This is a genomic window from Photobacterium sp. GB-72 (genome assembly GCF_003026095.1).
GTDB lineage: Bacteria > Pseudomonadota > Gammaproteobacteria > Enterobacterales > Vibrionaceae > Photobacterium.
The window spans coordinates 1-22,431 of the sequence record NZ_PYNV01000008.1 but is presented as its reverse complement, the minus strand read 5'-3'; the positions used below and the strand labels follow the sequence as shown (position 1 = coordinate 22,431).

Here is a 22,431-nt window from a genome sequence, read left to right as displayed (position 1 = left end):
ATTCTTATAGTTTAAGCACTTAGACAGGTCATTACTTCTTCAATCACAGCTGCAACGCGGTTAGGAATAAATCGGTTGGCGTGAGTGCCTAAGTATATATTCTCGCTGACTTCATTGTTAAATAAATGGATATTTACATGCGCTTTATCTTGAAAGGCATCCACAGCGTAACGAGGTAAAATAGTAAACCCTAGTCCTCGTTTTACGGGTTCTAAAATAAGGTTAATTTGGTTAGAAAATCCTGACCGCTTAAATTGGTTAATATGCTTAAACTCAGGGTAATTAACACTGAGTAACTGGCTTGCATGATAAACCCCATCAGGGTGATCAATAAAACCTAACTCAGTAAGCTTGTCCCAACTTGGCGATGAAATAGAGGCTGGCGTAACCAGCAAAAGCGCTTCTTTACCCATGGCATTCAGGGTTATATCGGCTTTATTTGAAAGGCGTGTCATAAAGCCAATATCGATACGCTGCTCTGCAAGTAAGGTTTCTATTTCATGGTTAGGTGCAAAGCGATAATCAATAACTAATTCAGGATATTGTTGTTGAAAAGCCAGCAAATGAGGGTAGAGCTTCAAACCAATGCTACCAGGAGAAGCAATGCGTACCATGCCTTCATAACGAGGATCAATACTGATCCTTTTATCTAAATCTGTAAGCGACAATACAATTTGGTTAGCTTCGTTGTACAAGCGTTCACCAGCGTGAGTCAACGTGAATTTTTTTCCGTGGCGAGTGAGCAGAGGTTGCTCTAAATATTGCTCTAATTTCTTTATATGTTGGCTGACACCGGATTGCGTCATATAAAGCTTTTCAGCGGTATGAGTAAAATGTCCAGTTTCTACCAAAGTACAAAAGCTACGTAACCAAATGGGATTAATCATTACAAAACGTACTCATTTTTATTATGAATGATAATTTTACTTAATAACATGTGATTTGTAATCTACTCACATCAACAATAACGATGAAGAGAACAAACCATGACAAATCAGACTTACCCACGTAGCTTTTCTCATATTGGTATTTCAGTACCTGACCTTGATGCTGCGGTTAAGTTTTACACCGAAGTTCTGGGGTGGTATGTGATCATGGAACCAACAGAAATTATTGAAGATGATTCCGCGATTGGTGAAATGTGCACAGATGTTTTTGGTAGTAACTGGGAGCGTTTTCGTATTGCACATTTATCAACAGGTGATCGTATTGGTATCGAACTGTTTGAGTTTAAAAACCAAACCAATCCTGAAGATAACTTCGAGTATTGGAAGACAGGGGTATTCCACTTTAGTGTTCAAGATCCTAATGTTGAAGAGCTTGCAGAAAAGATCGTTGCAGCTGGCGGTAAAAAACGTATGAAAGCACCACGTTTTTATTACCCTGGTGAGAAGCCATACCGTATGATTTACATGGAAGACCCATTTGGTAACATCATTGAAATTTACTCTCATAGCTATGAATTACACTACAGTGCTGGTGCATATAAATAAGCGTTAAGTGTTAGCTTTGTTGTAAATAATACGGTGTTGTTATAACCAAAATCCGGCTTTACATTTTCTTTGAGGAAAGGTAAATGAGTCGGATTTTGTATATTTCAGTATTTGTTTTGGTTAATCAGCTTTAATAAAAGAGGTGACTTCGTCTTTGGTTAGGTAACGCCATTGCCCGACTTCAAGATCAAGCGTCACCTCGCCAATCGCTTCACGGTGAAGAGACACGACGCGATTACCAACAGCGGCAAACATGCGCTTAACCTGATGAAACTTGCCTTCAGTAATCGTCAGCAATACTTCTTTCACTGAAATAATGGTTAATATCGCTGGTGCGGTTAACTTTTGTTCGCCTTGTAATTTGATCCCTGCTTTAAATTTTTCGGCCACGTCTGCCGCAATATCTCGAGACAAACCAACCCGATAAACTTTACTGCATTTTTGATTTGGTGATGTGATGTTAAATGACCAACGCCCATCATCAGTGATCAGTACCATTCCTGTGGTATCCGCATCTAAACGCCCTGCAATGTGTAATTCAGCGATATTTTCAATATCAAGGTAGTTAAATAGAGAGGGATAAACTTCATCAATATTTGAGCAGATAGTGCCCGCAGGTTTATGCATTAGGATATAGCGAAACTCACGCGCAATTAGCCTTTTGCCATCCATGATAACGGTATTATTCTCATGTACTTGTGTTGTTTCATTGATAATTACAGCATCGTTGACGCTAATATTACCGGCGTGTATTCGCTCTATGGCTTCTGCTTTAGTCAGTTGGGTACTTTTACAAATAAATTTATCAAGACGCATAACACTGAACACAAGTAGGGAAACAAGCGCATTATTATCCGTTATCATTTCTATTTAGCAATCCTGAACCTTAATTTAGCGAGTGTTTTTTATGCGAAAGAGCATTATCACTTTACAGGTAAATATCCATTTTTATCTTCTATGCGAATAAATATAGCGGTCTGATACACAAACACTGACAAAGTTGGTTAATAAATTGTTGCTTATTTGTTTATTATGCTAAAAACAACTTTCCTCATCGAGCGAATAACCATGAAAAAAACACCAAATAAAAATTGGAACCCCATGATTATTTTACTTCACTGGTTGGTTGCGCTGACTGTCGTTGGATTATTTGCGCTTGGCTGGTGGATGGTTGATTTAAATTATTATCATGCTTGGTATAACACTGCGCCTGATACTCATAAGAGTACTGGTTTGATCTTATTCTTTGTATTGATCGTAAGGTTGCTATTAAGAGCATTAACTGACGCACCAGCCACTCTTTCTAGTCATGCTCAATGGGAGCAATGGCTCGCACAAAAAACGCATTGGCTATTGTATCTGCTGTTATTTGTGGTGATGTTCAGTGGTTACTTGATCTCAACTGCCGATGGAAGAGCGATCAGTATCTTTGGTGTATTTGATATTCCAGCAACGCTTACAAGTATTCAAAATCAAGAAGATATCGCGGGTACTATTCACTGGTATGGTGCTTGTGTGTTGATTGGTTTTGCTCTTTTACATGCTATTGGCGCGTTAAAACATCACTTTATAGATAAAGATAACACGCTAAAACGCATGCTAGGCAAAGCATAATGACAAAATTAGATAAGACGTATTACGACATAAACGGAGATTATGATGAAAAAGCGCCTACTAAGATCTTTTATTCCTTGCACACTTTTGGCTGCGGCTAGTATGTCATCAGTAGCGCTAGCAGACGATTATAAAATCGATACTAATGGCTCACATGCATCGATTCAATTTCGGATCCAGCATCTTGGTTACAGTTGGTTGGTAGGGCGTTTTAATACCTTTGATGGTGAGTTTAGTTATGATGAAAAGCAGCCTGAAGCATCAAAAGTTAAAGTGAATATAGCAACGGCGAGTGTGGACTCCAACCATGCTGAGCGTGATAAACATTTACGCAGCAGTGATTTTTTAAATGTTGAAAAATTTCCAGAAGCGACTTTTGTTAGTAGCTCTTTTAAAGAGTTGGGGGATGGCAACGCTACCATGACAGGTGATTTAACGTTAAATGGCGTTACAAAGCCGGTTACGATTGATGTTAAACATGTTGGTGCAGGTAATGATCCGTGGGGCGGCTATCGTCGTGGATTTGTTGGTACTACAATGATCTCATTGAAAGATTATGATATTAAAACAAATTTAGGCCCTGCTTCTACAGAGGTTGAGTTAGAACTCAATGTTGAAGGGATCCGCCTTTAATTGAGTAAGGTAGACGAGTTAGCATTTATATAAAATGTAAGCGCTAACTCGTTAGTGATAGATATTGGAGCTATAGAAATTCAGTACGCTCATCAACACATTCGTAAGAGCCCATTTCAAATTCGCGGCAAATCCAAGGACGGTTTTCATAAATCGTACACATGAAGGTCTCTCTATCAAGTGCAGAGCACCAACCATCAGCGAGTCGAAGCATAGTTTCACCCCCCCACATATCTCGTTTGATATGCCTTTCTGGTACACCTGTATCTGAGATAATCATCACCTCTAAACGGCAGCAGCATGCTTTACAGTTAGAGCATGAGACTTCAGGTGTGGTTTCATTTTTAATTGGGATGTTCATAGCTTGAAAAACACAGTTATCTTTAAGTAACTCAATGCCGCATCATACCCCAAAACGGCATTGCTATCTTATGTTTTCCAATGATGTGCCATGTTCTAAATATCGTATATATCAGATGTCGTTATACATTAGGTAACTGCATTGTACCTTTTATGGTTGTAATCGCTGAGCCTATGAGTTTTATACGTTCATTGGGTAATAACTCGGTGCTGACATATCCACCACGCGCAGATGCTTGATAACCATTAAGTTTTACTTTATTGAGCTTTTCTGACCAGTAAAGTGTTAAAGCACAGTGTGCTGAACCTGTTACGGGATCTTCATTAACGCCAACCCAAGGGGCAAAAAAGCGAGAGATAAAATCCAGATCATCGCGCTGGGTTGATGCGGTAATTAACACGCCGCGGCCATCAATTTTTGTTAGGCGATCAAAGTTTGGCGCAAGGTTTAATACAATTTCTTCGTTATCAACTTCAATAAATATCTTCGAATCAAAAATACCATAAGCAGTAACATGTGTAGCTTCAATGCCTAAAGACGCTAACAGCTCTGTAGATGGTGTGATATTAAAATCAAGTATTGGCGCCGGAAAATCGAGTTCTATGGTTGATGGTTTTATTAAGGCGCTTAATGATCCTGACAGGGTATTAAATGTCACGGTATCATTAACGTTAAAAAGTTTTTTTTCTTTTAAAATATGAGTAACGGAAAGTGTACCATGGCCACATAGTTTGACTTCAGCTTGAGGTGTAAACCATTTTAAGTTCATGTTATTTAATGATAAAAAAGCGGTTTCTGATACTGCCATTTCCGCTGCAATCGATAGCATTAAATCTTTCGATAACGTTTCCTTTGTAATGCAAACACCCGCAGGATTACCTTTGAATGTTTCATTGGTAAAAGCATCAACTTGATAGATCTCGATATCCATTATTTCCTACTCTTCTTTCTCTTATTTATTATGATCGTAGCAAGTCACCCTGCGTATGTTGTTAACTCGTTGTTAAGTTTCTGATATATGGTTTTTTATTCATCCATATATAGATGATTTTAATTATCTACATCAGGGAACAACAAGAAGCGAACCATAAGATATTTGGTTAGAAAAAATCAGTTTACAAATCCGAATAAAAATGTTTGTGTGGAAGTTATGCAATAATTTTGGTATTATGTAAACAAGTCTTTATATTACTTTTAATGAATTGAATAACTTCACCAGCAAAGCCATATATTGACCTCCTAGCTTATCTATATCTTTCCATATCATGCACTTTTGTTGCTTGATAACGGCAATATTCAATTATCGACCGATATAGCTATTTACGATTATGTATTAACAGAGAGACATTCATGACAAAGCAAACTGACATCAAACGAACAACCACAGAAGCTAAAACAAAAAGAAAAGTAGCACCAAAGACAACAGAAAGAAAAGTGAGTGTTCGCGAGCGAATTGAAAACTTACACATGCAGCGCGAATGGGATAAAGAGTGGGAGCTATGATCAATAGCTCATTAATTATTCAGAAGATTAATGATGCATGCATTATTACTCTATTTTGAACGTTAAGCCATTGGGAACAAGACTACCTTAGCAATTTATATCAAAGCCTTATACATTATGACCAAGTATCTGAGAAACAAATAGCGATATGCTCTCAGATTTTTGGGCGCCGCAAACTTCCTCTGTTATTACCGTAATTTTATTGTTTTTTCTATTGCATTTTTCTTCTGTCGTTTTATTTCAACTAGACAAGTTGCTTATTAATTCAAGTATTTGTTACTTTTTAGGTTGGCTGATGACGGTTTAAAATGTAATGATTGGCTTAATAGGCTTCATATTTATCACTGTTTTGGTTTCAAATAATTGTTTTAGAAACACGACATCATTATTAATAGATACTGCATTGATTGCGAAGGGAGACTGGGCTCTCGGTATTGAGCTTACTAACGTATCAAGATCGACCAACTTTTCTAAAGCGTAAAATTTATGCACGTAATCAACGGTTTCATTCGGTAAGCGTAGAGCTGAAAAATGTTTATCCACGACGCGTTTTAATGCCCGTTGTACACGTCCTTCCCCTGAATTATAGGCTGCTAAAGTCAGCTTTAAATCTTGATCAAATTTGTTATAGAGAAAGATCAAATACTGTATAGCAGCATCGGTACTACGGGCAATATTGAATCTTTCATCTTTAGTCTTGGAGACAGTTAAACCAAAACGCTTTGCTGTTGCGGGCATGAGCTGCCAAAGACCAGCCGCTTTTGCGTGAGAGACGGCATGGCGATCGAATGTCGATTCAATCATTGGTATTAATACCAGATTACGCGGTAGCTTTTTAGCATCAAGCCGTTTGATTATATGCTGTACCGTTGTTTGATGGCGCGTGAACTGTTTATTGATCACTTTTTTATGCGGTGATAATCGTTGATAATGTTTACTGACTTGTTGTTCAAATTGCGTTTGGTACTTGGTGGGTATTGGCGTGGATGCTTGGTTAGGATTTGCAAACAATAACAAAATCAGCATGATGAACATACTGAGAGGTAGAGAGAGAATAGTGCATTTTTTATTGCCCAAATGATACCTCATTAGCCTTTAATTTTAATACTGCATTAAATGCGGTGAGCTATAAGCGTTATTGTCATTATGTTGGGGCATTTGAGTATACACTTGATTGAGCAATTCGCTGAAGTTCGCTGATAATATTCCGTTGCGCTGATTTAAGTCATGGCACTGTTTTACTAAGGTTTCTAACGTTTGCCATTGTTGCTGAAGTTTGCTTTTTATTGCATTTGGTAAAGCATGGATCAGTTTATTCATGCTTTGATTATTAATGGGTAAACCGAGCTTGTGTAGTTGTTGTGCGCGCTGTTGGCTTCGTTGTGTCAGTTTGCTTAGCAGTGGCAGTTGTTGTTCCGTTAGCTGCGAAAGTAACATACCATCAAATTTCAAATAGCATTGGTGCTGTTTTAACATCAGTTGATAAAGCTGGCGGTAATCAACAATATCGCACTGAATGTCTTTTATAAGTACAGTGAGCATTTGCTGTTTATTGTGAGGATTAGGCATGTTTTACTCCATATAACATTAGCAATGTGTTTATTCATGACCGGTATGAAATTGCAAAATCGCACTCGAAAGCGCTTCAATATCGAGGTTGATTTCTCCACGGTTTAGAGCATTTTTGATTTGTTCCACTTTTGCCATATCCACATCAGGTAGGGCATTTAACGGTTGCTGTGCTTGTGCTAACAGTTGGCTATCAATGGTGCTGGGCGTGTTGATAGCGCTATTTTTTACGGTCTGAGAGCTTGGTTGTTGTTCTGCTGGTTTTAACTGGGTATGGGAAAACTGCGCGGTTGCAATTTTATCTATTTTCATCGTTTTAATTCCTAAACAAGACGCTTAGTTTACTTAGGCGACCAAACTCATAGGAAGATTAAATAAGAAATGACAGTTTCAGTATTTTTATCGAAAATAGTGTTAGAGCGTATACGATAGATAACGTTCGTGGATATAGTAATCGAACGGTCTCGAAGAAACAAAGCTGTTATGCATACCGAAAACTCATTGTGATTGTTTAAAATCACGCATGGCTTAATCCATTTTCATGTTGAGCGTCTTGAATGAAAAAAAGTAAAGGTTTCACACTGATAGAAATCGTCGTTGTTATTGTTATCCTAGGAATATTAGCTGTCGTTGCAGTCCCAAAATTCTTAAATATTCAGCGTGATGCAAGAATAGCTACCCTAAAAGCGACAAAAGGGGCCTTAGAGTCTTCATTTGCTATATTTGCAGCAAAGACGGAATTACCATCTGCAAACATTTATACTGATAAGTATGGCTATAGGTTTATGCTTAGTGGAAGCTCCACTACACCGAGTAATGAAAATAAAGGCATTCGTATATCAAATTATGATAATTACCCGTGGTTTAGCTCTATTAGCTCTAAAACTGAATATTCAGGCATCGAAGCAATAAAAAAACTGGCTAATATTGACGTATACCCTCTGGATAACAAGGGTAATGCAACACACAAATTAAACATTGAATTTTATACAAATAGAGACGGTGATTTTAGAATTTTCCCACAAGTAAATGATTACTATAGTCACCCTGAACAAAAGAAATGCTACTTACAATATAACGTTGATAATCTAGCTAAACCACATTTTACATTGTTCACATCTGATTGCTGATAACCGAAACGTTAAGTAGCCCTATTCATTAAAAGAATAGGGCTTTCTCACAGAAGTATAATCATTGTTGATTGTTCTTATGTAATGTCGGGATGCGAAGCATAAAACAACAAGTTGAGCTCTATTTATTATCAATGCTTATATTTAATGTAGCGGTTATTTTTACTTATTTTAAAATATTGTTTCTACTTTCCCTTGTGCAACAACACGAGCATGAATGACTTTTTGAGTTGCTGTATTCTCTACTTTAATTTGTTCGTACATTTTTCCATGTTCTAACGCCATTCCTTTGGTTGATGCTTCAAATTTACCTTTCTTAGCGACAATCAGTACTTGATCCCCTTTATTAATCAGAAACGGCTTTTTTAACACGTTTTCAGTAATCAGTTGTCCTTGGCGAATTCGACGGATGGCATGTAACCCTATCACTTGATCCGCATCAGTGATGATGTTCTTAGGTGCTTTTAGTTGCAGTTTTTTGCTGTCGAGCATGTCCATTGTAATAACCTCGTCGCGATGGATTAACGTGCGGGCTACCATTACTGGTAGTGTTAATTGGACATAAACCGTTGCATTGAGTCGCCAGTTCACTGTTGGGCTTTCACACTTAACTTGTCTTTTTAATCTGCCTACGGGCTGCGATTGATTATCTTGTGCAGTAAAACGAACAGGTTCAGGGCAATGAGGTAATGATGATATGGCCTTCGGAATATTGACCTTTATATTTGGAACCACTTTTTTCCAGCCATGAATATCACTGTAATGCTGGATCTCATTTTTTATTTCGTCTACCAAGGCGCTTTTAATTTTCTGTATATTAACGCTATTTGAGGTTATTAATTTAACCTCTTGTAAATTATCAGCAAAAACGCTAAAAGGTAAAAATATAACTAGAATTATTAAATATGTTAAACTCACAAATGCTTTTTTTGCTGGGTTTGACACCACTTCAAGTATCTTCAACATGTTCACTCTTAGTTACATTATTAATGTTAAATTAGCATGCCTTTAATAGTCGCTTTCTACAAAGGCATTAATTAGATGAAGTTATCTGATTTATTGATGATAACCTTATGATTTAATAAATAATTTAGGTTTAAGAGTGCTCTTGTAAATATTAAAACTCAATTATTAATAATAACTTAGCATCAATAGTAAGTCATGATATATAACTTTGCTAAAGGGTTTGATTGTATCTCTTCTTCTTTGATACTAAAATGGCTTTTATCTGACTTAATATCATCTATGCTCTTGATTTTGCTTGATATTATTCTTTCTGCGGGTTCCGTTACTTTTCCAATAAATGTTATGGTTATCTCTTCACTAAAACTTGATTGTGATAAGCATAATAAAATAAAACTAACTATAAATTTAAACATTTTTCTCTCGATAAGTTTTTTGTATTAGTAATTAAAAGCAAGATTAGTGCCAATACTTATTAGACTTATATTTCTATGTGGATGATGTGGTTTGAGAGCGGAAAATAACTTCATACCTAGTGTTTAGTCAAGCTTTTTATGCAGGTGTGTCTAGATATTTATTATATTTAAATGTTGAGATAGAGATAGTTAAATATAAAAACTGTTATTAAGTTTGAAATAGATTCATTAATAGTATCAAAGGAATAATTACATTTAGTTCAATCGTGTTATTTCCTTTCCGATTATTTCCCCTATGGGAAGTTAACTTTCCGTATTTAAATATAACTCCCTGATAATATTTAAAAAATATTTTGGCACGCATTTTGGATTAATACACTCTATTGCAATCTTGGTTGTACTGTCTAAGGAGTGGTTAATGGCAATAAGTTTTGAAAATGCACTTGGTGTTCATCCTCAAACGCTCGATTTTCGGGTGCAAAGAGCCAAAGTGCTTGCCAGTAATTTAGCAAATGTAGATACCCCTGGATACCTAGCAAAAGATATTCGTTTTGATGCCATTGTAAGTCAAATGGGTTTTGGAAAAGTACAAAAAGCCCCGACACAACTTGTGGTGTCTGATGGTTACGCTGTGCCTTACCAGAACTCAAAAGATGGCAATACGGTAGAGCTCAGTGTCGAGCAGGCAAAGTTTACTAAAAACAACATGGATTTTCAGAGCAGCTTAACGTTTATGAATATGAAATTTAAGGGCTTAGCTGCCGTGATTAAAGGACGTTAACAATGGCATTTACTGATATTTATTCCATAGCGGGTTCTGCAATGAATGCGCAAACCATACGTTTAAATACTGTCGCAAGTAATTTAGCGAATGCCGATGCTGTTGCCGCTAATCCTAACGATGCTTACAAGGCGTTAAAACCTGTATTCGCCACCGTTTACAACAAAACTCAATTAACAGGAGATCAAGCAGATTACCCGAGTGCTGAAGTGCGCATTATGGATGTGGTTCAACATGCTGGAGAGGCTGAAAAACGCTTTGAGCCGAGTAACCCACTGGCCAATGAAGAGGGGTATGTTTATTACCCTGATATAGATGTAGTCGCAGAGATGGCAGACATGATGTCAGCTACCCGCAGTTTTGAAACCAATGTAGAAGTGCTGAGTAATGTAAAAAGCATGCAGCAAGGGTTGCTTCGTTTAGGTGAGGGTAACTGATGACCATTGCACAATTTAACGCACTGAGTACCGATGTGCCGGCGATTGAGTCGACCAATATGGCTGTCGCGAGTAATCCGAATAATGCTAACGATGCTAACTCATTAAAAAATGAATTCATTAATTTAATGGTGGCTCAAATTCAAAACCAAGATCCGTTAAATCCGCTTGATGGTACTGAATATGTCGGCCAATTAGCGCAATTTTCTCAGGTTGAAAGTACCGAGAATATGGCGAAGTTGATGCAAAACAGCATGGTTTTACTGGATAACATGCAAGTCCTTTCAACGGCTGGGTTAGTAGGGCAAACCGTTTATGTTGAAGGTAATGAGGTTGAATTAACGGATGCTAAGCAGCAAGGACGGATCGAATTAGACCATGCATCGAGTACCGTCTCGATTGTTTTAACAGATCAACTTGGTAATAAAAAAGTGATGCCGTTAGGCCCTAAAAATAAGGGGGAAGTAGAATTTACGATTGATCCTAACGCGTTGGGTTTAGCTAAAGGGCAATATCAAATCAGTGTTGAGGTGGCGAAAGATATACCACAACCCAGTGTTCTGCTCGCAGGAGAAGTATCGCAGGTCCGCGTGCCCTCTAATGGCGGTGCCGCGTTGGTAAATGTTGAAGGTATTGGTCGAGTACCGTTTTATCAAATTAGCCAGTTTGGCGAGTAAATCTATTTAAGCTTTCGCTTGGTTTAAACCGTGAACGAAAGTAATCAAGGAATGAAGAGAAGAGGAAGTTATGAGTTTTGATATCGCATTAAGTGGATTAGACGCAACCAATGTTCAGTTAAATACTATTAGTAATAATATTGCCAATGTTTCTACCTCGGGTTTTAAGGAGTCACGTACTGAATTTTCAGCGGTATACAATGGTATGCAAGCCGGAGGGGTTGAAGTTGCTGCTATTTCGCAGAACTTTGATAAAACAGGCTCAATTACCGGGACTGGTCGACCGTTAGATCTGGCGATTTCGGGAAGCGGATTTTTTGTCACTAAAGATCATACTGGGCAAACCTTATATACCCGCTCAGGCGTGTTTGGTTCTGATAAAGATAACAACATTGTTAGTAATAATGGCGCCAAGCTTCAAGGCTATACCGTTGATGCAAATAACAATTTACAAGCTGGCGCAGTCGGTAATTTAAAAATCACCACCGGTTCACTGCCAGCAAAAGCGACAGATGAGCTTGCTTTTGTAGCTAACTTAGATGCCCGTTCGAGTGTGATTGATCCTGCCATTAATCCTTTCGATCCTAATGCGACTGACAGCTTTAACTCTTCTTATACTTCTAAAGTTTATGACTCTTTAGGTAACCCCCACACCGTTACACAGTACTTCACCAAAACCAATGCCAATGAGTGGCAGGTAAATGTGGTCGTTGATGGCGCGGCTACCCCGACGCAAACCCAAAATGTTGTTTTTAATACCGACGGTACATTGCAATCACCAACGACTCCTTTTGTTGTGAATTTCAACCCTGCAGGTGCGGATGCGGCGAATATCAATATTGATATAGCTGGGACGACTCAGTTTGGTGCGGATTTTGGCGTGAGTACCAATGCGCCGAATGGCTATACCTCGGGTGAGCTTGCTGGTGTGCGTGTTGAAGATAATGGGATGGTGTTTGCTACTTACACTAATGGACAATCTCAGTTACAAGGTCAAGTGATGCTAGCTGATTTTGCCAACCCTCAAGGATTGGTAAAAACCAATGGCACTTCTTGGATCCAAAGCTTCAGCTCGGGTGCCCCAGTTAATGGTGCGCCAAGTACGGGGACCTTAGGTGGATTAGTTGCTGGCGCTTTAGAAGGCTCAAATGTTGATCTCACCAGTGAACTGGTAAGCCTAATGACCGCTCAGCGCAACTATCAAGCGAATGCCAAAACTATATCGACGTCAGATAAATTAACGCAATCACTCTTTAACGCGGTGTAGTGAGAGGCTGTTATGGATAGTTTTTTATATACCGCAACCAGTGGCGCAAGCCGAGTGATGAAAGCGCAGCACGTGCGTTCAAATAACTTATCAAATGCTGACACAGCAGGTTTTCGTGCGGATATGGAGCGAGTGAAAAGTATCCCGTTACAGGGCGCGGGATTTGATGGTCGCACTATGGTTGTAACTAACTCAGCAGCGACACGCTTTGATGCAGGGGATGTGATCAAAACAGGGCGCGCACTGGATATTGCGATTAATGGTGATGGCTTTTTTACCGTACAAACTGTCGCTGGTAATGAAGCCTATACCCGTGCTGGCAACATTCGTGTTGATGATCAAGGCATGATGCGAGTTAACGGTTTTCCATTGATGTCAGAAGGGGAAGCCTTAGTGCTACCAGAACATCAAGATGTGGAAATCAGCGATAAAGGTGTGGTGACTGTGGTGCCTCCTGGCGGTGGTGCCAAGCTTGAAGTCGGACAATTAAAGTTGGTTAATCCGGAGTTTAATCAACTGCAAAAACAAAGTGATGGCTTATTACATCCAGTAAATGACCAAGTCTTTGCTCAAGACCCGAGTGTAGCGATGACGGCTGGGCATTTAGAAGGCAGTAACGTGTCGGCGATTAATGAGCTGGTTAGTGTGATGTCGCTAACTCGTAACTTTGAAATGCAAGTGCGAATGATGAAAACCGCAGAAACTTTAGCACAAGCTGGAACCCGCTTAATGAACCCACGTTAATCACGTAGGTAAACATAATTACAAGGAGAGTCATCATGCATTCAGCACTTTGGGTCAGTAAAACAGGAATGGCAGCACAAGATACAAAAATGACTGCGATTTCCAACAACCTTGCCAATGTTAATACGGTAGGTTTTAAGCGTGATCGTGTTGTTTTTGAAGATTTGTTTTACAGTATTCAACGTCAACCAGGGGCGCAAGTTGATCAGTTAAATCAATTACCGAGTGGAGTACAGCTTGGTAGTGGTGTGCGTGTAGTCGGTACACAAAAAGTGTTTACGCAAGGGAATTCACAAAATACCCAACAACAGTTGGATCTTGCTGTAATGGGATCGGGCTTTTTCCAAATAGAAAATTCCGATGGTGAAGTGATGTTTAGCCGTAATGGCCAGTTTCACGTTAACTCTGAAGGTTTAATGGTGAACGGACAAGGTCTGCCACTTCAACCGCAAATTCAAATACCTGAAGAAGCGAATACGATATCCATTGGTGTTGATGGCCTTGTCACGGCGACGCTAGCAGGGGATCCAGAGCCGCAAGAGTTAGGGCAAATTACCTTAGCGAAATTTATTAATCCAGCAGGCTTAGAAGCGGTGGGCGGTAACCTTTATAAAGAGACTCAAGCCAGTGGTCAGCCGCAAGAGATGATTGCAGGCACTGATGGCGCAGGCAGTTTGAAACAAGGGGCGCTAGAAGGTTCGAACGTGCAAGTAGTTGAAGAAATGGTCGATATGATCACCACTCAACGCGCTTATGAAATGAATGCCAAAGTCGTTTCTGCCGCTGATGACATGCTGAAATTTGTCGCTCAAGCCGTGTAAGGAGTGAGGATGAAGACGCTTTTAATGCTGCTATGTTTTCTCTCATTTGTATCAGGTTGTGCGGTGCGTGAAGAGTTTATTCCGCCTGAACCTAATGATGCTGCATTTGCGCCACCGGATCTTGATTACAGCTTACCTGAAGCCAAGCATGGCAGCTTGTATCGCCATAATTATTCGATGACCTTGTTTCAAGATCGCCGTGCCTATCGGGTCGGCGATGTATTAACGGTGGAGTTGGATGAGCAAACGCAGTCAAGCAAAAAAGCCAATACCAAGTTTGGTAAATCTTCCTCTATTGAATTTGCAGCGCCAACATTAGGTAATAAAACCTTTGATGATCTCTCAGCCAGTGTTAGCGGTGATCGTGGTTTTGATGGTACTGCTGCCAGCACTCAAGGCAATAAGTTGCAAGGGGCAATCACTGTCACTGTACATAAAGTATTACCTAATGGCGTGCTGATGATCCGTGGTGAAAAGTGGATCCGACTAAACCAAGGGGATGAATACATACGCTTAACAGGCGTGGTTCGGGTTGATGATGTTAATCGTCATAACCAAGTGTCTTCTCAACGTATTGGTGATGCGAGGATCACTTATTCTGGCAGAGGCGCACTGGCTGATAGCAATGCTGCAGGCTGGTTAACACAATTTTTCACTAGCCCATGGATGCCTTTCTAATGAAAAAAATGGTTTATTTTATCCTGTCTTTTTTGTGTGTGACGTTGGGTTGGATGCCGCTTAACGTTAGCGCTAAAACAGCAGTTCCTATGATGGATTTAGTGGATGTGCAAGGCATACGCTCAAATCAGCTGGTGGGTTATGGTTTGGTGGTTGGTCTTGATGGCTCAGGAGATCGAAATCAAGTGAAATTTACCAGCCAGTCTATCACCAATATGCTGCGTCAGTTTGGGGTACAAATTGGTGATAGGATCGATCCAAAGCTAAAAAATGTCGCTTCAGTGAGTGTGACAGCCACCGTTGAAGCGATGGCGGGACCCGGTCAAGAGCTTAATGTTGTTGTTTCCTCTATTGGTGATGCAAAAAGCCTACGTGGCGGTACTTTATTATTGACGCCACTTAGAGGTATCGATGGTGAAGTTTATGCTGTTGCACAGGGGAATGTCGTCGTTGGAGGGGTAAAAGCAGAAGGGCAAAGTGGTTCAAAAATCACGGTCAATACACCCACAACAGGGCGAATTCCTAATGGTGCCATGTTAGAGCGAGAAATACCGACGGACTTTAATAACAGCAGCATCGTCACGTTAAATTTACGCCAACCGAGTTTTACCACTGCGAAAAATATTTCCCGTGCAATCAACGCGACTTTCGGTCCAAAAGTGGCGACTGCGGTAAGTAAAGGTCGAGTGGAAATGCGTGCGCCGCAAGACCTACAACAGCGGGTGACTTTTATGTCGATGTTGGAAGACTTAAAAGTAATGACAGGGAGAAAAGCCGCGCGGGTGGTATTTAATGCGAGAACAGGAACGGTTGTGGTTGGCAAAAATGTCCGTGTGAGTGAAGCGGCTGTGAGCCACGGTAACCTTACCGTGACGATTTCAGAAAGTGATCAAATCAGCCAGCCTAACGCCTTTAGCCAAGGTACAACAGAGCGAGTCAATAATTCTAAAGTTGATATCAACCAAGATGAGGCACAAATGTACATTTGGCCTGAAGGGACTGAGCTTAATACTATCGTAAATGCCGTGAACAGCTTAGGTGCGTCACCTGATGATCTTATGTCTATTCTACAAGCGCTACATGAAGCAGGCGCATTGAATGCAGAACTGGTAGTGATTTAGGAGAGTTAGATGAAGTTCGACGACAATATCAGCGTAATGAACAAAAATAATGTTCTATACCATGATAATAATGGTTTGCAGCAAATCAAACATTCGCTATCTGATGAGCAAGGTTTAGAGGTGGTTGCAGGGCAATTTGAAGCGATGTTTTTACAAATGGTTTTACGCCAGATGCGAAGTAGCAGTGATGTCTTGGCTGATGAAGATAATCCATTTTCCAGTAAACAACAGAGCGTCTATCGCGACTTTTATGATGGCCAGTTAGCGATTGAAATGGCGAAACAACAGCAAACAGGCATTAAAGAAATGTTGATGAAACAGTTAAATCCTAACCAAGGATTTAATGATGTTCAAAATAGTGCCGCATTAACTCATCAAGCACTGGAAAAACAAGACACACCAAAGCCTGTCAACAATAAATCGGTCAATCAATTGGCGATGCGAACGTGTACTGCTTTTCAACAATCATTGCAATCTTACAAGGAGCAGTAATCGCTATGAATATGATTAATATTGGTTTAACAGGGTTAAATGCCAATAAAACGGCGCTTGATGTTACTGCTCATAATGTTGCTAATGTTAATACGCCAGGATTTAGTCGACAGCAGGCAATGATGAGTGCTCTTGCTGGCAACGATATATTAAGTGCGGGAAGTGGTGTTGACGTTGCCAGCATACGTCGTATTTCAGACCAATTTATTGTAAAGCAAACATGGGCAGCAACCAGTCAACAAGCAGCAAGCAATGCGAATTTAGACAATATGACGATGCTCGAAAGCCTTTTAGGTGGCGAGGGCTTTAACATTAGTGCTGGTCTTGATTCTTTATATTCGGCGTTAAATGACGCGACGCTTAAACCTGAATCTACCCCTAATCGCCAGCAAATTATTAATGAAGCTAAAGCGTTATCTCGTCGCTTTAATACCTTGTCTGAATCTTTACATGGCCAAGGTAAGCGTATCAGTGACAAAGCTAGTGCGTCTATTGAGCATGCTAATAGCTTAATGAACAACATTGCTGATATAAACCATCGCGTTGTTGAGACACAAGCGACAGGCGGTAATCCTTCTCAGCTTATTGATGAACGTGATGTATTAATTAAGCAACTTTCTGAAGTGGTAGAGATCAGTTCAACCCAGCAACCAGATGGTAGCCTACAAGTCACTCTGGCATCGGGTCAGCCCTTGATCTTAGGTAGTGATGCTGCGCAATTAAAATCGACTCCGATAGTTAATGAGCCGTTTATTAAGAATATTGAAATTAATTTTTCTGGGCAAACCTTTGCAGTTACAGGTGAGTTAGGAGGGCAGTTAGGAGCATTTGATAGCTATCTTAAAGACACCTTAAAACCGACCCAACAAGCCCTTGATGAGATGGCACAAAACCTAGCAACCGAATTTAATCAGGTACTCGCGACGGGTTTTGATTTAAACGGTAATCCAGGCCAAGCATTGTTTTCATTCGATCCCAATTCACCAGCGGCCAGCCTTGATATCACCGCGATCACACCGGCTGAGCTGGCATTATCTTCAGATGGGACACCGGGTAACAGTGATACGTTACAAGCCTTGATCAATTTGTCGACGAAGCCAATGGCGATCACAGGGTTAGGGAGTGTGACCTTGAATGATGCATTTGCTTCTATGGTGGGTAAAACGGCAATAGAAACGCGACAAGCCGCCGTTGATCAAAAAGCCGCAGAAACCTTATTTAGTCAAGCCAACGCAGCACGAGATAATTTAAGTGCGGTTAACAGTGATGAAGAAGCGGCAAACCTAATGACATTTACTAATGCTTATCAAGCAAACATGAAAGTGATCAGTACAGCCAATGAACTGTTCGACTCAGTATTACGATTATTGTAAGGGATGAATGATGAGAGTCAGTGATACGCAATTTAGCCAGCTAATGTTAACTAGCCTATCAAAAAATAACCAAGGCTTAGGGGAAGTGTTAGCGCAGATGTCGACTGGTCAGCGCTTACTCAAATTATCTGATAACCCAATTGATTCTATTAACTTATTGAATTTAGATCGTGAAAATAGCGCGATAAATCAGTACCAAGACAACATTAATAATGTGAAAACCGCGTTATCGTCGCAAGAAGTTCATTTAATGGCTGCAAGTGATACGTTAAAAGATATGCGAGATACGTTGTTACTAGCGTCAAATGGTGCCATCTCAGATGCTGATAGAGAAAGTTATGCCAATAAATTAGTCAGCTTACGCGATGCTTTTATGTCTTCATTTAATGTTCAAGATGAAGAGGGTAATTACCTTTTTTCCGGTACTCAAAGTGATGTCCCAGCGATTACAGCACAACCTGCTGGTGGTTATATTTTTGAAGGTAATAGTGATAAGCGGGTAGTGACGGTAGCCAAAGGCGTTACGATGGAAGCCAATTTTGCTTCACAAGAAATGCTCGATCTTGGCGGTAATAATATCTTAAATCAGATTGACGCCGCGATAACCGAGTTACAAGCCCCGACAGCAAATCTCAATAACACCTTACAAGCAACGTTAAATACTCTAGATACGACGCATGATAATGTATTAGCAGCAGTAACCGATATTGGTGGGCGCCATAATAATTTAGATTTAATGGAAACCAGCCATGGTGATAACAAGTTATTTGTTGAAGCCGTAACCAATGATCTAGAAGCGTTGGATTATGGTGAAGCATCGGTTCGTTTAAATAATTACATGGCTGCGCTTCAGGCTACACAGGCAAGCTATATGAAAATTAACGACCTTTCATTGTTTAAGCGATTGTAAGGTAGCAAAGAATTATGGTGACAAGTACATCGGAAGTCAGAACTCAGAGTATAAATTTTGCTAATGCGAGCAAGCAAGCTGCCATTGTTCCGTCAGCCGCAGACACAATCGATACCAAGAAAATTGCGGGTTCGAACTTAAAACAATTAAGCTATCAGCAAGATGGATATACGGTTTCTAAAACCTTACTTGCCAAGGGGCAGCAGCAAGTAACATCGGTACAAATAGCACAACAAGCTTTAGGCGTTGTAGGGCGTGACTTACAAGCCATAAAGAAGATCTTAAGTACTGAGCTTATTGCTCAACGTGCAGTTTCTCCGTCAGCTCAAGGCAATGCGAATCATCATCTTGATTCAATTAAACACACATTGAATAACGCTAAGAGCGACGGACTTCGTGTTATTGATGCAGAGCTTAAAGTTAATATTGATAGACCAATAACACGTACATTTTCTGTTCCCGGTCTGAATGTTCAGCGTCAGCGAGAGTACAGTGAGCTTATTAAATTAAGCTTTCAACAGTTGGGAACGGTTGTTGTGAATATGGATGCGAAATTAAGCGATAAAGCCTTAGTTTCGCAAATAGATCGTCATGTGATCCCTTTTGGTCTTCGAGCATCGCAACAAGATAACGGCGATATTGTATTTCGAGCCAATGAGCAAAGCTTTCAAGGGTTGGAAGGAAAAGTACAGGTAATTGGTCAAGGGCATCGATACCCTGCAGGACAGGCCAATACACTCACGATTAAGCCTGAGCCTGAAGGTATTGAAGATAGTCAATTTACTTTTAATAACCGTGAGCAAATTCGCGATACTTTAGTAAAAGTGAACCAACATTTACGGCAAGTGCAACAAAGCCTTGATGATATCAAAGCTTATCAGGCGGTATTGGCTAAACAAATGGCAGATGCGAAGGCAAACACGTCGCTGGGAGATGTTAAGCAAGTAGAAGAAAAGCTTAGCCAACTCTCGGGGGCTGGAAACCAGCAATTTAGTGCAACGTATCGCTCTTTAGCAGCACAAGCAAATGTACATCGTCATACGGTTGTCGCTTTATTGAAATAATGTCACTGACTGCATGTTTATTGCTGATTTTCGTCTGCACAACATTCATCTTGTAGATAGGCGATCACAGAATCCAGCTTCTGATATTCAGCGACACAAAACAAAGTTCGTCCTTCTCTGCGTTGTGAAATGAGCCCAGCAGAGGCCAGCCCGGCAATATGATGAGAGAGGGTTGAGCCAGGAACAGAAAGCTTTTCTTGTAATCCCCCAACAGCAATACCTTGATGACCTGCTCTAATCACTGTTTTGTAAATCATCAATCGTGTCGGATGTCCTAATTCTTTCAATGCCTTAGCAATGATCTCTGTATTCATTGTTAATACCCTCACTAAATTTATATTTCGATATTACTGGAAATGTCTTGATCTAGCCAATAAAGATCAATTATATTTCGACTATTCTAGAAATATAGATTGGTGTTGTGATGTTCAAAGATACGTTAGAGATGTTCCTCTTTTTGGCGACTGAGTTAACGCTACTGTTTTTGTTGATTAGCTTTTTGGTTGGCGTGTTACAAAGTTATATACCACCGGAAAAAATTCAGAGGATATTAAGCGGAAAGAAAGGTCACGGTTATGTTGTTGCTGCATTATTAGCAGCTATTACTCCGTTTTGTTCTTGTTCGACAATTCCGTTCTTAAAAGGATTACTCAGAGCTAAAGCGGGTTTTGGCACCATGATGGTGTTCCTTTTCGCGAGTCCACTGCTTAACCCCGTAATCATTGGCTTATTTGTTGTAACCTTTGGTATTAAAGTTGCGGCATTCTATTTTGTGATGGCGATGGGTGTATCTGTTATTGCCGGCGTGCTATTAGAAAAGCTCAATTTTGAGCGCTTTGTAAAACCAGAAGCCTATATTGAACCTGAATCATCATGTGGTGCTAAAAGCTGTGGTGGAGTGAAAGTTGAAACCAATAAATGGAAAAAAATCTGGAATACAACATGGAAAGATTTCAAAAAAGTACTGCCATACTTAATCGGTGGTATTGCTATTGGTTCATTGATTTATGGTTTTATGCCAACTGAATTCATTGCAAAAATAGCAAGTGATAATAATCCATTTGCCATTCCGGTAGCGGCTGTCATTGGTATTCCATTGTATATTCGTGCAGAAGCTGTCATTCCATTAAGTGCCGCATTAGCTGCAAAAGGAATGGGATTAGGGGCGGTGATGGCATTAATTATTGGTAGTGCTGGCGCAAGTTTAACAGAAGTTATCTTATTGAAATCAATATTTAAAACACCAATGATTATTGCTTTTGTTGCGGTTGTTTTAACCATGGCTATGAGTTCAGGTTACTTATATAGCTGGATTTTTTAATCCTTACCATGGAATTTCAGTGCCATCGTAGATAAAGAATTTTCCATTATCTTTATAGTATCATTGTGAATTGAATATTACATATTTATGACGCGTGTGTTTTGTCTGGTTTTTTATATCATGTTGACGCTTTATGGTTAACATTAAATAAGAATAAATATTAAATTAAATATTAATATTGCGTATTAAAGCACCTTTAAGTAGTTAAAGGTGCTTTAAATCTGTTTTTATTTGGTGATATATTTTTATTATTGCTTTGTGAAAGAGATGTGTAATAAAAATTTTATCTATGAATTGCGTCTAATATTTTAGATACATTTTGATAAATAACTTTTGATTATTAAATACCTTGATAATATTAGTTTTAAGTTAATCAACTAAATGGTTTAAATCCTTGAACGCGATTATTAAAGTACCTGTCAGTAAAAGAAATTCATTGTTTTTAGATAGGAATCAAACAGGAAAAGGAAAAGAACAGAGATGTTATGAAATTGGTCTTTTGATTGAAGTTGCTATTAAAAACAAAAAAATAGTAATGTGAATATATCTTCTTTCTTGAACTGGGTTAAACCTGCAATTCTTCATGATCAATTTTTCTTAATAAGAGAGAAAGGAAAGTTAGAATATTCTGGTTACGTAGGCATGGGTTGATGACAATACTTATTCAGATTTCATGATTGAAAATAGGTATGTTCTCCAACCAATGTCATGGAATGAAGGTGAAAATTTATTTCTTGATATATAAGGAGAAGAGACTACAAATGAAAAGTTGTCCTAACTGTTTTAATAAAACGATAAGTATATATGATTTATATAAATTATCTGTTCGAAAAAAGGTAGTGTGTTCTAAATGTAATTCTGAAATAAAGTTTAAAAATTCTTATTATTTTTACATGGTAATATCATCTGTTTGTATAAGTTTTATTGTAATTTCTAAATTTCCTTTCTTTACTAAATTAATATTAATATCAATATTAGCGTTTATACCAATGTTCATTTCAAAAATTTGTTGCCATAAAAGAGTTATTCGTTAATGTAACGAGAATGTGTATGATATTTTTAT

Annotated in this window: 27 protein-coding genes; 18 read left to right on the top strand and 9 right to left on the bottom strand. The window is 39.2% G+C overall.

The window, feature by feature from the left end:
* Positions 1-11: 11 nt before the first annotated feature.
* A complete protein-coding gene (locus C9J40_RS10610) occupies positions 12-887 on the bottom strand; it encodes a LysR family transcriptional regulator (RefSeq protein ID WP_107208337.1) in 876 nt (291 codons plus the stop codon).
* A gap of 99 nt (positions 888-986) precedes the next feature.
* Here C9J40_RS10610 and C9J40_RS10605 point away from each other — a divergent pair, with 99 nt between their 5' ends.
* Complete coding sequence (locus C9J40_RS10605; protein WP_105061909.1) at positions 987-1,493, top strand: lactoylglutathione lyase family protein; 507 nt, start codon at positions 987-989, stop codon at positions 1,491-1,493.
* A gap of 120 nt (positions 1,494-1,613) precedes the next feature.
* On the opposite strand, the gene C9J40_RS10600 is transcribed toward C9J40_RS10605, so the two are convergent.
* On the bottom strand, positions 1,614-2,309 hold the full coding sequence (locus C9J40_RS10600) for a pseudouridine synthase (protein ID WP_107208393.1): 696 nt from the start codon (positions 2,307-2,309) through the stop codon (positions 1,614-1,616).
* Positions 2,310-2,561: 252 nt separating this feature from the next.
* Here C9J40_RS10600 and C9J40_RS10595 point away from each other — a divergent pair, with 252 nt between their 5' ends.
* Entirely contained in the window at positions 2,562-3,107 is a 546-nt protein-coding gene (locus C9J40_RS10595) for a cytochrome b (RefSeq protein ID WP_107246785.1), read from the top strand.
* Positions 3,108-3,152: 45 nt separating this feature from the next.
* Positions 3,153-3,740: a YceI family protein gene (locus tag C9J40_RS10590; RefSeq protein ID WP_107246784.1), complete on the top strand. Its 588-nt coding sequence runs from the start codon at positions 3,153-3,155 to the stop codon at positions 3,738-3,740.
* Between the two features lie 70 nt (positions 3,741-3,810).
* Here the strand turns inward: C9J40_RS10590 and C9J40_RS10585 are convergent, their stop codons facing one another.
* Both C9J40_RS10585 and C9J40_RS10580 read right to left on the bottom strand, forming a co-directional pair.
* On the bottom strand, positions 3,811-4,101 hold the full coding sequence (locus C9J40_RS10585; protein WP_107208340.1) for a YkgJ family cysteine cluster protein: 291 nt from the start codon (positions 4,099-4,101) through the stop codon (positions 3,811-3,813).
* Positions 4,102-4,222: 121 nt separating this feature from the next.
* Positions 4,223-5,032: a PhzF family phenazine biosynthesis protein gene (locus C9J40_RS10580; RefSeq protein ID WP_107246782.1), complete on the bottom strand. Its 810-nt coding sequence runs from the start codon at positions 5,030-5,032 to the stop codon at positions 4,223-4,225.
* Between the two features lie 419 nt (positions 5,033-5,451).
* Between C9J40_RS10580 and C9J40_RS22140 the strand changes: the two genes are divergently transcribed.
* Positions 5,452-5,604, top strand: coding sequence for a hypothetical protein (locus tag C9J40_RS22140; RefSeq protein ID WP_199187097.1), 153 nt, complete (start codon positions 5,452-5,454; stop codon positions 5,602-5,604).
* Positions 5,605-5,907: 303 nt separating this feature from the next.
* Here the strand turns inward: C9J40_RS22140 and C9J40_RS10570 are convergent, their stop codons facing one another.
* The 3 genes from C9J40_RS10570 to flgM all read right to left on the bottom strand — a co-directional run bounded on the left by C9J40_RS10570 (position 5,908) and on the right by flgM (position 7,485).
* Positions 5,908-6,630, bottom strand: coding sequence for a lytic transglycosylase domain-containing protein (locus tag C9J40_RS10570; RefSeq protein WP_107246780.1), 723 nt, complete (start codon positions 6,628-6,630; stop codon positions 5,908-5,910).
* Positions 6,631-6,705: 75 nt separating this feature from the next.
* Positions 6,706-7,173, bottom strand: a complete 468-nt coding sequence (gene flgN / locus C9J40_RS10565) for a flagellar protein FlgN (protein ID WP_107208343.1) — start codon at positions 7,171-7,173, stop codon at positions 6,706-6,708.
* Positions 7,174-7,203: 30 nt separating this feature from the next.
* On the bottom strand, positions 7,204-7,485 hold the full coding sequence (flgM, locus tag C9J40_RS10560) for a flagellar biosynthesis anti-sigma factor FlgM (protein WP_107208344.1): 282 nt from the start codon (positions 7,483-7,485) through the stop codon (positions 7,204-7,206).
* 245 nt (positions 7,486-7,730) lie between these two features.
* Between flgM and C9J40_RS22370 the strand changes: the two genes are divergently transcribed.
* Positions 7,731-8,303: a prepilin-type N-terminal cleavage/methylation domain-containing protein gene (locus tag C9J40_RS22370; protein WP_107208345.1), complete on the top strand. Its 573-nt coding sequence runs from the start codon at positions 7,731-7,733 to the stop codon at positions 8,301-8,303.
* Between the two features lie 171 nt (positions 8,304-8,474).
* Here the strand turns inward: C9J40_RS22370 and flgA are convergent, their stop codons facing one another.
* Positions 8,475-9,269: a flagellar basal body P-ring formation chaperone FlgA gene (gene flgA / locus C9J40_RS10550; protein WP_233220313.1), complete on the bottom strand. Its 795-nt coding sequence runs from the start codon at positions 9,267-9,269 to the stop codon at positions 8,475-8,477.
* Positions 9,270-10,100: 831 nt separating this feature from the next.
* Here flgA and flgB point away from each other — a divergent pair.
* The 12 genes from flgB to C9J40_RS10485 all read left to right on the top strand — a co-directional run bounded on the left by flgB (position 10,101) and on the right by C9J40_RS10485 (position 20,047).
* Positions 10,101-10,463 (top strand): flagellar basal body rod protein FlgB, encoded by a 363-nt coding sequence (gene flgB, locus C9J40_RS10540; protein ID WP_107246777.1) that lies wholly within the window; start codon positions 10,101-10,103, stop codon positions 10,461-10,463.
* A 2-nt stretch (positions 10,464-10,465) separates the two neighbouring features.
* On the top strand, positions 10,466-10,900 hold the full coding sequence (gene flgC, locus C9J40_RS10535) for a flagellar basal body rod protein FlgC (protein WP_005364289.1): 435 nt from the start codon (positions 10,466-10,468) through the stop codon (positions 10,898-10,900).
* Positions 10,900-11,577: a flagellar hook assembly protein FlgD gene (flgD, locus tag C9J40_RS10530; protein ID WP_107246775.1), complete on the top strand. Its 678-nt coding sequence runs from the start codon at positions 10,900-10,902 to the stop codon at positions 11,575-11,577. Before flgC ends, flgD begins: the two co-directional genes overlap by 1 nt.
* Positions 11,578-11,647: 70 nt before the next feature.
* Complete coding sequence (gene flgE, locus C9J40_RS10525; protein WP_107246773.1) at positions 11,648-12,844, top strand: flagellar hook protein FlgE; 1,197 nt, start codon at positions 11,648-11,650, stop codon at positions 12,842-12,844.
* A gap of 12 nt (positions 12,845-12,856) precedes the next feature.
* A complete protein-coding gene (locus C9J40_RS10520; RefSeq protein WP_107246772.1) occupies positions 12,857-13,588 on the top strand; it encodes a flagellar basal body rod protein FlgF in 732 nt (243 codons plus the stop codon).
* 35 nt (positions 13,589-13,623) lie between these two features.
* Complete coding sequence (flgG, locus tag C9J40_RS10515) at positions 13,624-14,409, top strand: flagellar basal-body rod protein FlgG (protein WP_107208351.1); 786 nt, start codon at positions 13,624-13,626, stop codon at positions 14,407-14,409.
* Between the two features lie 9 nt (positions 14,410-14,418).
* On the top strand, positions 14,419-15,087 hold the full coding sequence (flgH, locus tag C9J40_RS10510) for a flagellar basal body L-ring protein FlgH (RefSeq protein WP_005364296.1): 669 nt from the start codon (positions 14,419-14,421) through the stop codon (positions 15,085-15,087).
* Complete coding sequence (locus C9J40_RS10505; RefSeq protein ID WP_107246770.1) at positions 15,087-16,208, top strand: flagellar basal body P-ring protein FlgI; 1,122 nt, start codon at positions 15,087-15,089, stop codon at positions 16,206-16,208. The genes flgH and C9J40_RS10505 overlap by 1 nt, the downstream gene beginning before the upstream one ends.
* A gap of 9 nt (positions 16,209-16,217) precedes the next feature.
* The gene (locus tag C9J40_RS10500) at positions 16,218-16,700 is read left to right on the top strand and encodes a rod-binding protein (protein WP_107246769.1); all 483 of its coding nucleotides are present in this window, start codon (positions 16,218-16,220) and stop codon (positions 16,698-16,700) included.
* A gap of 5 nt (positions 16,701-16,705) precedes the next feature.
* Complete coding sequence (gene flgK, locus C9J40_RS10495; protein ID WP_107246767.1) at positions 16,706-18,073, top strand: flagellar hook-associated protein FlgK; 1,368 nt, start codon at positions 16,706-16,708, stop codon at positions 18,071-18,073.
* A gap of 10 nt (positions 18,074-18,083) precedes the next feature.
* On the top strand, positions 18,084-18,983 hold the full coding sequence (flgL, locus tag C9J40_RS10490; protein ID WP_107208356.1) for a flagellar hook-associated protein FlgL: 900 nt from the start codon (positions 18,084-18,086) through the stop codon (positions 18,981-18,983).
* A 14-nt stretch (positions 18,984-18,997) separates the two neighbouring features.
* Complete coding sequence (locus C9J40_RS10485; RefSeq protein WP_107246765.1) at positions 18,998-20,047, top strand: flagellin; 1,050 nt, start codon at positions 18,998-19,000, stop codon at positions 20,045-20,047.
* Between the two features lie 17 nt (positions 20,048-20,064).
* Here the strand turns inward: C9J40_RS10485 and C9J40_RS10480 are convergent, their stop codons facing one another.
* Positions 20,065-20,361, bottom strand: coding sequence for a helix-turn-helix transcriptional regulator (locus C9J40_RS10480; RefSeq protein ID WP_107246763.1), 297 nt, complete (start codon positions 20,359-20,361; stop codon positions 20,065-20,067).
* Between the two features lie 110 nt (positions 20,362-20,471).
* On the opposite strand from C9J40_RS10480, the gene C9J40_RS10475 reads away from it, so the two are divergent.
* The gene (locus C9J40_RS10475) at positions 20,472-21,368 is read left to right on the top strand and encodes a permease (RefSeq protein ID WP_107246762.1); all 897 of its coding nucleotides are present in this window, start codon (positions 20,472-20,474) and stop codon (positions 21,366-21,368) included.
* Positions 21,369-22,431 lie beyond the last annotated feature (1,063 nt).

Coding starts and splice junctions, on each gene's coding strand:
- flgG (WP_107208351.1), top strand. CDS start 13,624: ATGCATTCAGCACTTTGGGTCAGTAAAACAGGAATGGCAGCACAAGAT.
- flgM (WP_107208344.1), bottom strand. CDS start 7,485: ATGAAAATAGATAAAATTGCAACCGCGCAGTTTTCCCATACCCAGTTA.
- flgC (WP_005364289.1), top strand. CDS start 10,466: ATGGCATTTACTGATATTTATTCCATAGCGGGTTCTGCAATGAATGCG.
- C9J40_RS22140 (WP_199187097.1), top strand. CDS start 5,452: ATGACAAAGCAAACTGACATCAAACGAACAACCACAGAAGCTAAAACA.
- flgE (WP_107246773.1), top strand. CDS start 11,648: ATGAGTTTTGATATCGCATTAAGTGGATTAGACGCAACCAATGTTCAG.
- C9J40_RS22370 (WP_107208345.1), top strand. CDS start 7,731: ATGAAAAAAAGTAAAGGTTTCACACTGATAGAAATCGTCGTTGTTATT.
- C9J40_RS10485 (WP_107246765.1), top strand. CDS start 18,998: ATGGTGACAAGTACATCGGAAGTCAGAACTCAGAGTATAAATTTTGCT.
- C9J40_RS10605 (WP_105061909.1), top strand. CDS start 987: ATGACAAATCAGACTTACCCACGTAGCTTTTCTCATATTGGTATTTCA.
- C9J40_RS10610 (WP_107208337.1), bottom strand. CDS start 887: ATGATTAATCCCATTTGGTTACGTAGCTTTTGTACTTTGGTAGAAACT.
- flgK (WP_107246767.1), top strand. CDS start 16,706: ATGAATATGATTAATATTGGTTTAACAGGGTTAAATGCCAATAAAACG.
- flgN (WP_107208343.1), bottom strand. CDS start 7,173: ATGCCTAATCCTCACAATAAACAGCAAATGCTCACTGTACTTATAAAA.
- C9J40_RS10520 (WP_107246772.1), top strand. CDS start 12,857: ATGGATAGTTTTTTATATACCGCAACCAGTGGCGCAAGCCGAGTGATG.
- C9J40_RS10580 (WP_107246782.1), bottom strand. CDS start 5,032: ATGGATATCGAGATCTATCAAGTTGATGCTTTTACCAATGAAACATTC.
- flgL (WP_107208356.1), top strand. CDS start 18,084: ATGAGAGTCAGTGATACGCAATTTAGCCAGCTAATGTTAACTAGCCTA.
- C9J40_RS10590 (WP_107246784.1), top strand. CDS start 3,153: ATGAAAAAGCGCCTACTAAGATCTTTTATTCCTTGCACACTTTTGGCT.
- C9J40_RS10505 (WP_107246770.1), top strand. CDS start 15,087: ATGAAAAAAATGGTTTATTTTATCCTGTCTTTTTTGTGTGTGACGTTG.
- C9J40_RS10480 (WP_107246763.1), bottom strand. CDS start 20,361: ATGAATACAGAGATCATTGCTAAGGCATTGAAAGAATTAGGACATCCG.
- C9J40_RS10585 (WP_107208340.1), bottom strand. CDS start 4,101: ATGAACATCCCAATTAAAAATGAAACCACACCTGAAGTCTCATGCTCT.
- flgD (WP_107246775.1), top strand. CDS start 10,900: ATGACCATTGCACAATTTAACGCACTGAGTACCGATGTGCCGGCGATT.
- flgB (WP_107246777.1), top strand. CDS start 10,101: ATGGCAATAAGTTTTGAAAATGCACTTGGTGTTCATCCTCAAACGCTC.
- C9J40_RS10570 (WP_107246780.1), bottom strand. CDS start 6,630: ATGCTGATTTTGTTATTGTTTGCAAATCCTAACCAAGCATCCACGCCA.
- C9J40_RS10595 (WP_107246785.1), top strand. CDS start 2,562: ATGAAAAAAACACCAAATAAAAATTGGAACCCCATGATTATTTTACTT.
- C9J40_RS10600 (WP_107208393.1), bottom strand. CDS start 2,309: ATGCGTCTTGATAAATTTATTTGTAAAAGTACCCAACTGACTAAAGCA.
- flgA (WP_233220313.1), bottom strand. CDS start 9,269: ATGTTGAAGATACTTGAAGTGGTGTCAAACCCAGCAAAAAAAGCATTT.
- flgH (WP_005364296.1), top strand. CDS start 14,419: ATGAAGACGCTTTTAATGCTGCTATGTTTTCTCTCATTTGTATCAGGT.
- C9J40_RS10500 (WP_107246769.1), top strand. CDS start 16,218: ATGAAGTTCGACGACAATATCAGCGTAATGAACAAAAATAATGTTCTA.
- C9J40_RS10475 (WP_107246762.1), top strand. CDS start 20,472: ATGTTCAAAGATACGTTAGAGATGTTCCTCTTTTTGGCGACTGAGTTA.